This is a genomic window from Polynucleobacter sp. GWA2_45_21, from assembly GCF_001830325.1.
Taxonomy (GTDB): domain Bacteria; phylum Pseudomonadota; class Gammaproteobacteria; order Burkholderiales; family Burkholderiaceae; genus Polynucleobacter.
In genome coordinates, this window is the sequence record NZ_MHZG01000001.1 from 501,112 (window position 1) to 514,308 (window position 13,197).

Sequence of the window (13,197 nt, forward strand, 5' to 3'; positions counted from 1 at the left end):
TGCAAGAATCTAAACTACCTTTACTAAATTAATTACTCATAACTGCAATAGGAGAAATACAAATAATGCAACCAAAATGGGGTATTCGTGGAATGGCGGTAGCGCCACACTCGCTAGCATCTGAGTCAGCCTTAGGAGTTCTTAAAGAGGGTGGTAACGCTTTAGAAGCAATGATTGCTGCTGCAGCAACGATTGCAGTGGTCTATCCCCATATGAATTCGATTGGTGGAGACTCATTCTGGGTAGTTCATTCACCCGGAAAAGCAATGGGGGGCATTGACGCCTGTGGAGCTGCAGCAGGATTGGCCACTAAAAACTGGTACGCAGAGCGCGGTATTACTAAAGCGATTCCATTTAGAGGCGCTGTTGCAGCCAATACTGTTGCTGGAACTATTTCTGGTTGGGGTGCTGCTCAGAAACTTTCTCAACAAGGTCTTCGCGGCAAGCTTCCACTCTCCCGCCTCTTGGCTGATGCTATCTACTACGCAGAAGCTGGCGTGCCAGTTACTTACAGTCAATCGAGCTTAACTGACAAAAAACGTGCAGAGCTCATTGATATTCCAGGTTTCGCAAATACCTTTTTAATCAACGGTCAAGCGCCTGCGGTTGGCAGCATCTTTAAACAAGATCGCCTTGCTAAGACCTTGCGCCAAATTGCACGCAAAGGAACTGATGATTATTACCGCGGAGACTTAGCAGAGTTATTAGCCAAAGAACTGACTGAACTCGGTAGCCCACTCAGACTGAGTGACCTTCATCGTCACCACGCAAAATTAATTGATCCACTGGAGTTAAAGCACAGCATCGGAAATGTGTACAACATGACTCCACCAACTCAAGGTGTTGTGTCATTGATGATTTTGGGAATCTTAGATCAACTCAATCTCAAGCGCTTCAAAGTAGACAGTGCTGAGTATGTACACCACTGTGTTGAGGCCACTAAGCAGGCTTTTAAAGTCAGGGATCGATACGTCACGGATCCAGCTTACATGACTAAACACGCACAGTCTTTCTTGGCACCAGCATTCTTAAAAAAACTGGCTAAAAATATTGACCCTGAAAGAGCATTGCCTTGGGGTCAAGGTAAGGGTCCTGCTGACACGATTTGGATGGGCGTTGTCGATGGTGAAGGCAACTGCGTTTCTTTTATTCAAAGTATCTATCATGAATTTGGTGCAGGAATTGTGTTACCGAAATCCGGTGTCAATTGGCAAAATCGCGGCTGCAGTTTTTCATTAGATCCTAAAACACTGAATCACTTAGAGCCCTATCGCAAGCCGTTCCACACCTTAAATCCAGCCATGGCTTTATTTAATGATGGACGTTCTATGGTTTATGGAACGATGGGAGGCGATGGACAGCCCCAAACACAATGTGCGGTCTTTACGCGCACAGCTACTTATGGACTTGATCCTCAGGATGCAATTAGTCGTCCTCGCTGGTTACTGGGACGTACCTGGGGGCAAACCAGTGATAGCTTAAAACTCGAATCGCGTTTTAACCCATGGGTCGCTAAAGAGCTCCATGCTCTTGGACATGAAATTGAAATGCTAGATGCTTTTGATGAAACCGTAGGGCATGCGGGCTGCATTATTCGAGAGCCCTCCGGAACCTTGCGCGGCGGCTGGGACCCTCGTAGCGATGGAGCAGTTAGCGCTTATTAGTAATAAATAATTTGGGTACGCGTAGATCCCAATGAATGGCAGCTACGCGTAATCCGAATATAGCAAGCATGCAAACTACCGAAGCTTCTAGCGTGTATTGCGGCAAGTAATTCAGCGCCAACACATAGAGAGTGCATCCAATAGTCACGGGAATCGCATATAGCTCATGGGACATCAGCAAGGTTTTTCTGCCCGCTAGAACATCTCGTAATAGGCCGCCCCCAATAGCAGTAACCACGCCCAATATGACAGGCGCTACCGGCAAACCGAATCCAAGATTCCAGACTTTATCCGCCCCTTGAATCCCAAACAAAGCCGCGCCCAGACCATCTATATAAAGCATCGTCCGATAGATCTGCGGTTGTGTAAAAAACGATTCCGCCACAAACGTCAACACACAAGCACCAAGAGCAACCCAGATATAAATTTGCGAAATTGACCAAAAAGCTGGGACATCCAAAATCATGTCGCGAATCGTACCGCCGCCAATTGCAGTAATGACGCCCAAAACCAAGACGCCAAATAAATCAACGCCACGATCAGAGATGGCTAAAACCCCTGTAACAGCAAAGGCAACTGTGGCGATCATGCCAATCCAGAAATTAATTTGATCCATGACCTTGAGTCTAAAGCACTCGGGTGTGACGAGCAATGAAGTCCTGAATATACTGAGACTTACGATCACAGGAAATTCTTATGAAAACCCAACTTTATAGTTTTTGGCGTAGCTCAGCAGCTTTTAGGGTGCGCATTGCCCTCAATTTAAAAGGGGTCGATCATCAAATCATTCCGATTCATCTTCTCAAGAATGGTGGCGAACAGACTAGTGCGGAATACACAGATAAAAATCCTACTCGCTTAGTACCTCTTTTAATTGAAGGTGATCATGCTATTCATCAATCACTCGCCATCATTGAGTATCTGGAGGAAACGCACCCCAACCCTCCACTACTCCCAAAGAGTGCAATTGATCGGGCTTGGGTGCGCGCTTTAGCAATGGATATTGCTATCGATGTTCATCCCATTGGTAATTTGCGGGTGCTGCGCTACTTAATGAAAAACCTGGGTGTGAGTGCAGAGAACAAAGATGCTTGGAGCCAGCATTGGATGATGCTGGGTTTAGAGAACCTAGAGAAACAATTAACTAAAAACGCTAGGGTGGGTCGCTTTGCTTATGGAGATATGCCGGGTCTTGTCGATATTTGTTTAGTGCCGCAAATATTTAATGCGCTCAGTGCGAAGATGGATATGAAGGCCTACCCGACACTCATGAAGATATTTAATGAATGCATGACCTTGCCTGCTTTCATTGATGCTGCCTGGGAAAAACAAATTGATGCAGAGGGATTAAATCCCTCTATTCCACCAAAGGAATAGTGAGAGTGTCAGTAGTGATCCAACAGTAGTTACCAGCACCACTCGAGAAATGACTCTACCATCCGCCATATAGTATTGAGCCAGCATGTATGGCCCTGTGCCAGTTGGCATGGCCGCTAAGATCACTGCCGCATTGACCCATAGCGTAGGCAATTCCAGAAGAGGGCCAGCAATTAACCAGGCAATGATTGGCTGAATAATCAGCTTGCCAAAGCTAATGCCCCACACCTTGCTCGAAGCATTTTCATCTTTACGAATCAGAAATAATCCGATTGATACCAACGCGCAAGGTGTTGCTGCTGCAGCCAAAAATGAAATCACTTGTGCCAATGGGTCGTAAATTACCCAACCAGAAGCAGACCATGCTAGACCTAATACGGGTGACACTAAAAGTGGATTGGAGGCCAAGGACTTCAGCACACTCCAAACTATTTCATGGGACTTTTTATGCGACAACATATCGATCTCAATCAGAATCGTCGCCAATGCAAACAGAATAAACACCAGGAATGTAGCAATGATGGCTGGTGCTAGGCCATCTTGACCAAGCGCGAGTAGACATAACGGAATACCCATGTAGCCGGTATTCGAATAAGAGGCGCTCAAACCAGCAAAGCTTGCTGCTGCTAAGTCACGCCCTTGATACCAATAGAAGATCAGAACGAGAACAAAGACAATTAAGGCACTGATTAAAAAGGCGGCAATAAATCCAGGCTGCCAGAGCGTCTCCCAGCCACTATTGGCTGCGAAGTTAAAGAGTTGGGCAGGGAGCGCAAGCCAGATAACAAATCGATTGAGTTCAATAGATGCATTAGCGCCCAACTTACCACTTTTGCCACTGAAGTAGCCTAATAAGATCAGCGCAAAAACAGGAAAGAGAACGTTGAAGACGTAGATCACGGGTAAGTCTTAATTATGCAATCTTGCGTAGTGTCGCTTGATAACGAAGCGCATTCTGAACATAGCGTCCCGCGATGTCATTAATGCCAGCAATTTGTTCGGGGCTAAGCAATTTAACAACTTTCGCTGGCGTGCCCAAAATCATGGAGCCATCCGGAAACTCTTTTCCTTCTGTGATTAAAGCGCCTGCACCTACAAGACAGTTTTTACCAATTTTGGCGCCATTCAAAATAACTGCACCAATACCAATCAAACTACCGTCACCAATCTGGCAACCATGCAACATCACTTTGTGACCAACAGTCACGTGTTTGCCAATGACTAAGGGATAGCCAGGGTCAGTATGCAAGACAGAAGCATCTTGCACATTACTTCCCTCACCAATCTGAATATGGTCGTTGTCCCCGCGTACTACTACCTGAGGCCAAACGCTCGCATTTTTTTGGAGCTCAACCATGCCAATTACTTCAGCGCTCTCGGCAACCCAAGCCCCCTCAGCTAACTGGGGAGCATTTCCGTCTAGTTCAAATATAGCCATGACCCATTATAGGTAATGACTATATTTATGAAAGCCTACCAGTTAGGCTCGCGGTCTGGAGTGGAAGAAATGCGGTGAATACTCAAATCAGCACCGTCATACTCTTCTTCATGCGACATACGGATGCCCAAGAATGCTTTCAAGAGGCCGTAAACCACGATACCCCCTACCAAAGCAATCCCAACTCCTAAAAGGCTGCCGATGAGCTGCCCTAAGAAAGTGACCCCACCCATGCCGCCAAGCGCTTTACTTCCAAAAATACCTGCGGCTAAACCGCCCCACAAACCGCATAAGCCGTGTAATGGCCAAACGCCCAATACATCGTCAATCTTCCAGCGGTTTTGCACTAAGGTAAACATATATACAAATAGGCCGCCAGCAATTAAGCCCACGACTAATGCGCCTAATGGATGCATTAAGTCTGATCCAGCGCAGACAGCTACCAAACCAGCCAAAGGGCCGTTGTAAGTAAAGCCAGGGTCATTGCGACCAATCACCCATGCAGCCAAAGTCCCGCCAACCATTGCCATCAAAGAGTTCATGGCGACTAAGCCGCTGACCTTATCAATGGTCTGCGCACTCATTACATTAAAGCCAAACCAACCCACTGCCAAAATCCAAGCGCCCAAAGCCAAGAATGGAATGCTTGATGGTGGGTGTGCGGCAATATGACCTTCTTTGGTGTAACGGCCACGTCGTGCGCCCAGCAAAATAATGGCCGGCAATGCAATCCATCCTCCTACTGCATGAACCACGATCGAGCCCGCAAAGTCATGAAACTCTTCGCCAGTCAGCCCTTTAATCCAGGCCTGAATGCCGTAGTGCTGATTCCATGCGATTCCTTCAAAGAAGGGATAGACAAAGCCCACCAAGACAAAGGTTGCAATTAATTGCGGATTAAATTTAGCGCGCTCTGCAATACCGCCAGAAATAATGGCTGGAATTGCAGCAGCAAAGGTCAATAAGAAAAAGAATTTGACTAGCTCATAGCCATTTTTCTCGGCCAATAATTCTGCCCCTGAGAAAAAGTTCACGCCATAAGCAATGCTGTAGCCAATAAAGAAATAAGCGATTGTCGAAACAGCAAAGTCGACCAAGATTTTGACTAAAGCATTGACTTGGTTCTTTTTGCGAACCGTGCCGAGCTCTAAAAAAGCAAACCCTGCATGCATTGCCAAAACCATAATGGCGCCGAGCAATATAAATAAGACATCACTGCCTGATTTCAAGACTTCCATTGAAGTACCTCCCAGATATTTTGTGCATCATTATGGGGAATGCATAAGGCAATTTTTTCTGGTGTTGCACCCATTTAGTGCAATTTATGGGCATCAATATGGTTTATGATCGAAATATATACACCCGAGGGAGAACCCATGAAAAAAGTTTTATCAATTTTGGCTATTTTGGCTGCTTTTTCTGGCTTGGCACAAGCGCAGGAAAAAATTCCTGTTCTGAGTACGCAAGAGCTGGCAAAAGTCTGCAAATTACCAGCCAGCCCAGAATCCCGTAGCTTTTGCATTGGTTACACCACAGCTATTTATGACACTTACTTAGCCACACGTCACCCACAACGTGCCAAGCCTTACATTTGCGTTAAGCAACCTGCTCCGGCCCGTGATGAAGTTATTGGTGAGTTTGTAAAGTTTGCTGACGCCAATCAACAAACTGCAGACAAGCCAGCAGCTGGTGTTTTCTTGGGCTTCTTGGCGGCACGTTTTCCTTGCGCCAGAAAATAATCCAAGCCACTCAGCATATTTAATCTATAGACATAAGGAACAGTTGATATGAAAAAAATTATCGCTATTACTGCTGCAACCCTAGCAATCGCAGGTTGCTCCAACATGAGCAATACAGAACAACGCACCTTATCTGGCGCTGGTATCGGCGCAGCTGCAGGTGCAGTTGGTACAGCCATTTTTCACGGCAACCCAATCTGGGGTGCAGTTGGTGGCGCGGCAGTTGGTGCAGCATCTGGCTATGTATACGATGCCTACAAAAAAGAGCAAGCATCTGAGTACAACTCTGGTTACAACGCTGGCAAAAATAATCAACCAGCTAAAGCACCGAACTAATCTGCCATTACCTGTATCGGTAGTGCTGTAGATTTAAAGTAGTCAACAAAAAACCCGACTTGTTAATTGCAAGTCGGGTTTTTCTTTTAATACCTCAGTTGCAGTCTTAACTTAAAAGCAATTGATTAATCCGCTTTACATAAGCAGCAGGATCACTTAACTGACCACCTTCTGCCAAGAGCGCTTGATCAAAAAGCACCTCAGTCCACTCATCAAACTGTTTGTCATCTGACTTGAGCTTCAGTAGCAGTGGATGCTCAGGATTAATTTCCAAAATCGGCTTCATGTCGGGCGCTTGTTGGCCTGCAGCCTTGAGCATCCGCAATAAATTACCAGATAGCTCATTCTCATCAGAAACTAAACATGCTGGAGAGTCAGTCAAACGGAAAGTAACGCGCACATCCTTCACCTTGTCTTCCAAGGCAGCTTTCATACGATCGAGCAGATCCTTGAAATTCTTTTCAGTTTCTTCATGCTCTTTCTTTTCTTTCTCATCACTAAGATCGCCAAGATCAAGTCCACCCTTGGCAACTGAAGTCATCTGCTTGCCATCAAACTCTGTAAAGAAAGAAAGCATCCACTCATCCACGCGATCGGACAGCAGAAGCACTTCAACACCCTTCTTGCGGAAGATTTCTAGATGCGGACTATTTTTTGCAGCGTTAAATGAATCGCCAGTGACGTAATAAATTTTGTCCTGACCTTCTTTCATTCTAGAAATGTAGTCCGCCAAAGAAACTGTCTGCTCAGCTGAATCAGAGTGCGTACTTGCAAAACGCAAGAGCTTCAAAATGCGCTCTTGGTTTGCTTGATCTTCGCCAACACCCTCCTTCAGAACCTGCCCAAACTGCGCCCAGAAGGTGCGGTACTTTTCTTTCTTGGTCTCATCATCGCTATTAGCCAGCTCCTCAAGCATGCTCAGCACACGCTTAGTAGAGCTCTCCCGAATAACCTTGACATCACGCGACTCTTGCAGAATTTCACGAGACACATTCAATGGCAAATCTGTTGAGTCAATCACGCCTGTAACAAAACGTAGATACATAGGCATCAATTGCTCTGCATCATCCATGATGAATACTCGCTTGACATACAACTTGATCCCACCACGTTTATTTCGATCCCATAAATCAAATGGTGCTCGCGCTGGAACATATAACAGTTGTGTAAATTCGCTGCGACCCTCTACCCGATTTAATGAATAGCAGAGTGGGTTTTCATAATCATGGGATAAGTGCTTATAGAACTCGTTGTATTGCTCCTCGGTAATTTCTGATTTGGAGCGCGCCCATAAAGCGCTGGACTGATTAATGCTCTCGAGCTCATCCTTTATGACCTGCTCTTTTTTATCAGCATCCCACTCTTCTTTATTCATCTGAATAGGTAGCGAGATGTGATCGGAATATTTGCGAATAATTGACTTCAGCTTGTGCGTAGAAAGGAAGTCATCTTCGTCTTCGCGCAAATGCATGGTGATGGATGTGCCGCGTTGTGGGCGATCGATGCTCTCTACAGTGAATTCACCCGAGCCATCAGACTCCCAACGCACGCCATCGGCTGCTGGCAAACCAGCTCGACGAGTTTCCACGGTAATGCGATCAGCAACAATAAATGCCGAATAAAAACCAACGCCAAACTGACCAATCAAGGCTGCATCTTTCTGCTGATCACCAGAGAGTTTTGAGAAAAACTCTTTTGTTCCGGAACGAGCGATCGTTCCTAAATTGGCAATCACCTCATCTCGACTCATGCCAATGCCATTATCAGAAATGGTGACGGATCTAGCGGCCTTATCAAAACTGACCTTGATCTTTAAATCAGGATCATCACCATACCAATCTGGATGCTCTATCCCCTCAAAGCGGAGCTTGTCTGAAGCATCAGACGCATTAGAAATTAACTCACGAAGAAAAATTTCCTTGTTGGAGTACAAGGAATGAATCATCAACTGCAATAATTGCTTTACTTCGGCCTGAAAGCCTAAAGTCTCTTTACTAGCAACAGTCATGTAGCTACCCCCTTAATGAATACCAATCAACTAGATTGACCCTAGATGGGGTCAAAATCTAGCATTTCAAGGCTCAAAAATGAGGAAGGGTTAGCCTGAATGGGGTTTTGGGTGCTTTTCTGCCACGGGGAGCCCCGCCTTTTTCCAGGCGCTAAAACCGCCCTCCAAGTGGCAAACACAGGGAACTCCCATTTTTTGAAGGGTTTCGGTGGCCAAGGAAGATCTCCAGGCCGAGGCGCAATAAAGCACTAAACGCTTACCCTCACCAAAAACCGGCTTGAAATAGGGGCTTTTAGGATCCACCCAAAACTCCAGCATGCCCCGAGGAGCATGAAAAGCACCAGGAATCATGCCTTCGCGCTCTAACTCCCGAACATCCCGAATATCAATAAAAACCGTGTTTTCATCATCAAGCAGGGTTTTGGCCTGATCCAAGGGCACCGTTTCAATCTGAGCCATTGCGTTGGCAATTAAATCCTCATACCCCAGAATTAAACTCATATTTACCCCAATATAGATAGCGATTAATGGCAGTCAAACAAAATCGAATTAGTTAAAACTACAGTCTGATAATATCTTCCCATGAACTTTACCCCTACAGAACTCGGTGCCAGTATTATTTTCGCGATAGCGGTACTGCACACCTTTAGCACCTCCTATTTTGAAACTCTAGCCAAAAAGTCTCGCCTGCATTCTGGCTTATGGCATCTACTTGGCGAAGTAGAGATTGTTTTTGGTTTCTGGGCAGCAGTGCTGTTAATTTACATTGGCTTTGCAACTGGTCTTGATAGCGCCAGAGAATACGCAAGCAAGCGTAATTTCACAGAGCCGCTTTTTGTATTTGCCATCATGGTGGCTGCGGGTAGCAAACCGATTCTGACTTTTGCAACCCACCTTCTCTATAGTCTAGGAAAATTTTTACATGTCGCCTTGCGAACACGCGAAGCGCCAATGCTGTATTTCCTCACCTTATCCCTTACTCCGTTACTTGGTTCATTTATTACCGAACCAGCAGCAATGACGCTTGCGGCATTCTTATTACGCGATCTGGTTTACAAACATAAATGCTCTACCCCCTTGCTGTTTGGAACTTTAGGGGTACTTTTCGTCAACGTTTCGATTGGCGGTACATTGACCAATTTTGCTGCGCCGCCCGTACTGATGGTGGCTTCTACTTGGGGTTGGTCCAGCAGTTTCATGTTCTTCAACTTTGGCTTAGCGTGTAGTGCGGCGATCTTCATCAACTCACTGATCCTGACATTGTTGTTCCACCGCCAGCTCGTTGAACCAGAAGAGAAAAAGATTCCTGAAAAAATTCCGTTCACCGTTACTTCAGTTCATTTGCTGTTTTTAGCGGGCATTGTTTACTTCGCACATGACCCAGTTATTTTCATGTGGCTCTTGTTATTCTTTATTGGCTACACCACTGCTTATCCAAAACATCAAAGCCCATTGATTTTGCGTGAGGCATTATTGGTTGGATTCTTCCTTGCCGGCTTGGTGGTCTTAGGCGCCCTGCAAGGCTGGTGGTTGCAACCACTCCTGGAGAAGATGAGTCCAACAGCAGTCTTCTACGGAGCGACAGCACTTACTGCGATTACTGATAATGCAGCACTAACTTACCTTGGCTCTCTAGTAACCGGCACGTCTGCAGAATTCAAATTAGCTTTGGTGGGTGGCGCAGTTGCTGGTGGCGGTTTAACCGTTATTGCTAATGCACCTAACCCAGCTGGTTTGGCAATCTTACGCAGCCATTTCCCGAATGGCGCGGTTTCTGCACTGTATCTGTTCCTAGGCGCACTACCTCCAACGATTGTTGCTATTTTGGCTCTGCGCTTGCTGTAATTTGTTTTTTGTAAAATTTGAGCTTGGCCCCCAGTTATAAACCTGAGAACGGCATATGAAAAAGCTCTATATCAAAACCTTCGGCTGTCAGATGAACGAGTATGACTCGGGCAAGATGGCCGACCTCCTGCATGCCGATGAGGGCATGGTTATGACTGACACGCCTGAAGATGCAGATGTTGTTCTACTGAACACCTGCTCTATTCGTGAAAAAGCGGAAGATAAGGTATTTTCCGATTTAGGTCGCTTACGTGAACTCAAGAAAACCAAACCCAATTTATTAATTGGTGTTGGAGGTTGCGTCGCCAGTCAGGAAGGTCAACAAATTATTAGCAGGGCGCCTTATGTTGATGTCGTCTTTGGCCCACAAACCTTACATCGCTTATCTGATCTGATCGCTCAACGTCGCGAAACCGGTAGATCTCAAGTAGATATTTCTTTTCCAGAAATAGAGAAGTTTGACCGCCTACCTGCCTCGCGACAAACTCGTGGCTCTGCTTATGTCTCCATCATGGAAGGTTGCTCAAAGTATTGCAGCTATTGCGTAGTTCCTTACACTCGTGGTGAAGAAGTATCACGCCCATTTGATGATGTATTAACTGAAGTAGCAGGCCTAGCTGCGCAAGGCGTTAAAGAAATTGTGCTGCTCGGTCAAAACGTCAATGCCTATTTAGGCAAAATGGGTGATACAGAAGAAATCGCAGACTTTGCACTCTTGATTGAATATGTTGCAGAAATTCCAGGCGTCGAAAGAATTCGCTTCACGACTAGTCATCCCAAAGAATTTACTCAGCGCTTAATTGATGTCTACGCCAAAGTTCCCAAGTTGGTAAGTCATTTACATCTTCCAGTACAGCACGCATCCGACTCGGTTTTATCCGCCATGAAACGGGGTTATACCGCCCTGGAATACAAGAGCATTATTCGTAAGATGCGCGTTGTGAGGTCTGACTTGACGCTCTCTAGCGACTTCATTGTGGGCTTTCCAGGCGAGACCGATGAGGATTTTGCAAAGCTACTTAAGATGGTTGAAGAGCTTAATTTTGATAACAGCTTTTGCTTTATCTTCAGCGCACGTCCCGGTACACCTGCTGCCAATTTGAGTGACGACACTCCTTATGAGGTCAAACTTAAGCGGCTACAAACATTGCTTGCCCTACTGGAGTCACAAGCAAATCAAATTAGTAAAAACATGTTGGGTAATACTGAGCGAGTACTCGTTGAAGGCCTAGCAAAAGACGGTGTCAATCTACAAGGTCGCGCCGCTAACAATCGCGTAATTCATTTTGCTGCACCAAATGAAGATATTGAATCCCTCATAGGTGAAATAGTAGACATACGCATTACTGAAGTGCTCAATTACACCCTCCGAGGTGAGCTTATTGGCGAACTCACTTCAACCCATACCCACTAAGATGGCAATCAAGCAAGCGACTTCCTCTAAATTGGAAATTGATATTCAATTTGCTAGTGATGCCATTGAAGATAAAGTGCTAGCGATTGCCTCTTTAGCAGCAATGAAAAAATGGGTGAAAGCAAGCACCCTCCTCAACGGCCTTGTCACCTTGCGCTTCGTCAATGCCGCTGAGGGTAAAAAGTTGAATTTTGCTTTTCGGAACAAAGATTACGCAACCAACGTACTCACCTTTCCATATGAGCTAACTAAAACGACATTGGCTACTGATATTATTTTTTGCCTTCCCGTAGTTCAAAAGGAGGCAAGGGAGCAAGCTAAAACTACTAAGGCTCACTTAGCTCACCTCATCATTCATGGTTGCTTACATGCCCAAGGCCTTGACCATGAGAGCAATGCTGAAGCACGCAAAATGGAAGGTAAAGAAATTGCGATTCTCAAATCACTGGGTTTTACAAATCCTTACGCACCCATTTAAAGCATTCTTAACGCCCTCTTCACTGAATTTACATATTTTTACGATATTCTTATTACATGCCTGACCCCAATAAATCCCTTTTAGAACGATTGGCCGATTTTTTAACGCCACAACCAACCAGCCCAGCAGAACGTCGCCAAGAACTCATTGAGACCCTCAGAGAAGCGCAGACCGAGGGCTTAATTGATGCAGATGCTCTCTCCATGATTGAGGGCGTATTTCAGGTGGGCCAGCTATGTGCTCGTGATATTTTGATTCCTAGAGCCCAGATTGATTGGATTGATATCAATCAATCTCTACCTGAAATTATCCAAAACGTGATTACTGCCGCTCACTCACGCTTTCCTGTGTTTGAAGGTAGCCGCGACAATGTCATTGGCACCTTGCTAGCAAAAGACTTATTGCGTCACTCCTCTGAAAAAGATTTTCAGGTACGTGATTGGCTCCGCCCTGCAGTTTTCATTCCAGAATCTAAACGTTTAAGCGTTTTGCTGCGTGACTTCAAAGATAACCGCAATCACCTGGCAATCGTTGTAGATGAATACAGTGGTGTTGCTGGTGTGATTACGATTGAAGACGTGCTGGAACAAATTGTTGGTGATATTGAAGATGAGCATGATATTGATGAAGAGGCAGACAACCTGATCTCTTTAGATAATGGCGATATTCGAGTTAAGGGTATTACAGAGCTAGCACAATTTAATGAGGCTCTAGGCACTCAATTCCACGATGAAGATATTGAGACTGTTGCTGGCTTAGTCATTCAACATCTTGGTCGAGTACCAAAGATGGGTGAAGTTATTGAGATCGACGGAATTGAATTTGAGGTTCAGCGCGCTGACCCAAGACAGATCCATATTCTGCTCGCACGACAACTTCCTAAAAAACTTCCCTGAGA

General features: G+C 45.5%; 14 protein-coding genes. 8 read left to right on the forward strand and 6 right to left on the reverse strand.

The genetic code is table 11. The features are described 5' to 3' along the window. Window positions 1-65 precede the first annotated feature (65 nt). Window positions 66-1,664: a gamma-glutamyltransferase family protein gene (locus tag A2X74_RS02505; RefSeq protein ID WP_293628385.1), complete on the forward strand. Its 1,599-nt coding sequence runs from the start codon at window positions 66-68 to the stop codon at window positions 1,662-1,664. On the opposite strand, the gene A2X74_RS02510 is transcribed toward A2X74_RS02505, so the two are convergent. Next, a complete protein-coding gene (locus tag A2X74_RS02510) occupies window positions 1,651-2,280 on the reverse strand; it encodes a trimeric intracellular cation channel family protein (protein ID WP_293628383.1) in 630 nt (209 codons plus the stop codon). The two genes, A2X74_RS02505 and A2X74_RS02510, sit on opposite strands and share 14 nt — an antisense overlap. An 80-nt stretch (window positions 2,281-2,360) precedes the next feature. Between A2X74_RS02510 and maiA the strand changes: the two genes are divergently transcribed. Next, a complete protein-coding gene (gene maiA / locus A2X74_RS02515; protein WP_293628381.1) occupies window positions 2,361-3,041 on the forward strand; it encodes a maleylacetoacetate isomerase in 681 nt (226 codons plus the stop codon). Here the strand turns inward: maiA and A2X74_RS02520 are convergent. From A2X74_RS02520 to A2X74_RS02530, 3 genes are read right to left on the reverse strand one after another with little or no spacing between them, the layout of a single operon-like run. After that, entirely contained in the window at window positions 3,012-3,941 is a 930-nt protein-coding gene (locus A2X74_RS02520) for an AEC family transporter (protein ID WP_293628379.1), read from the reverse strand. The two genes, maiA and A2X74_RS02520, sit on opposite strands and share 30 nt — an antisense overlap. Window positions 3,942-3,954: 13 nt before the next feature. Continuing rightward, on the reverse strand, window positions 3,955-4,479 hold the full coding sequence (locus tag A2X74_RS02525; protein WP_293628377.1) for a gamma carbonic anhydrase family protein: 525 nt from the start codon (window positions 4,477-4,479) through the stop codon (window positions 3,955-3,957). A 35-nt stretch (window positions 4,480-4,514) separates the two neighbouring features. Beyond that, window positions 4,515-5,717, reverse strand: a complete 1,203-nt coding sequence (locus A2X74_RS02530) for an ammonium transporter (protein WP_293628375.1) — start codon at window positions 5,715-5,717, stop codon at window positions 4,515-4,517. A 138-nt stretch (window positions 5,718-5,855) separates the two neighbouring features. On the opposite strand from A2X74_RS02530, the gene A2X74_RS02535 reads away from it, so the two are divergent. Together A2X74_RS02535 and A2X74_RS02540 are read left to right on the forward strand one after the other, a co-directional pair. Continuing rightward, the gene (locus A2X74_RS02535) at window positions 5,856-6,218 is read left to right on the forward strand and encodes a Rap1a/Tai family immunity protein (protein ID WP_293628373.1); all 363 of its coding nucleotides are present in this window, start codon (window positions 5,856-5,858) and stop codon (window positions 6,216-6,218) included. 48 nt (window positions 6,219-6,266) lie between these two features. After that, entirely contained in the window at window positions 6,267-6,554 is a 288-nt protein-coding gene (locus A2X74_RS02540) for a glycine zipper domain-containing protein (protein WP_173943507.1), read from the forward strand. Between the two features lie 106 nt (window positions 6,555-6,660). Here A2X74_RS02540 and htpG read toward each other — a convergent pair whose 3' ends face one another. Then, window positions 6,661-8,562 (reverse strand): molecular chaperone HtpG, encoded by a 1,902-nt coding sequence (htpG, locus tag A2X74_RS02545; RefSeq protein ID WP_293628368.1) that lies wholly within the window; start codon window positions 8,560-8,562, stop codon window positions 6,661-6,663. Window positions 8,563-8,652: 90 nt separating this feature from the next. Beyond that, window positions 8,653-9,063 carry a rhodanese-like domain-containing protein gene (locus A2X74_RS02550; RefSeq protein ID WP_293628366.1) on the reverse strand — a complete coding sequence of 137 codons (411 nt, stop codon included), beginning with the start codon at window positions 9,061-9,063 and terminating at the stop codon, window positions 8,653-8,655. Between the two features lie 81 nt (window positions 9,064-9,144). Here A2X74_RS02550 and A2X74_RS02555 point away from each other — a divergent pair, with 81 nt between their 5' ends. The 4 genes from A2X74_RS02555 to A2X74_RS02570 are packed head-to-tail and all read left to right on the forward strand — an operon-like array spanning window position 9,145 to window position 13,195. Continuing rightward, complete coding sequence (locus A2X74_RS02555) at window positions 9,145-10,407, forward strand: putative Na+/H+ antiporter (RefSeq protein WP_293628364.1); 1,263 nt, start codon at window positions 9,145-9,147, stop codon at window positions 10,405-10,407. Between the two features lie 55 nt (window positions 10,408-10,462). Then, on the forward strand, window positions 10,463-11,821 hold the full coding sequence (miaB, locus tag A2X74_RS02560) for a tRNA (N6-isopentenyl adenosine(37)-C2)-methylthiotransferase MiaB (protein WP_293628362.1): 1,359 nt from the start codon (window positions 10,463-10,465) through the stop codon (window positions 11,819-11,821). Between the two features lies 1 nt (window position 11,822). Beyond that, window positions 11,823-12,299: an rRNA maturation RNase YbeY gene (ybeY, locus tag A2X74_RS02565; protein ID WP_293628360.1), complete on the forward strand. Its 477-nt coding sequence runs from the start codon at window positions 11,823-11,825 to the stop codon at window positions 12,297-12,299. A gap of 56 nt (window positions 12,300-12,355) precedes the next feature. Continuing rightward, window positions 12,356-13,195 (forward strand): transporter associated domain-containing protein, encoded by an 840-nt coding sequence (locus A2X74_RS02570; RefSeq protein ID WP_293628358.1) that lies wholly within the window; start codon window positions 12,356-12,358, stop codon window positions 13,193-13,195. Window positions 13,196-13,197: the final 2 nt, after the last annotated feature.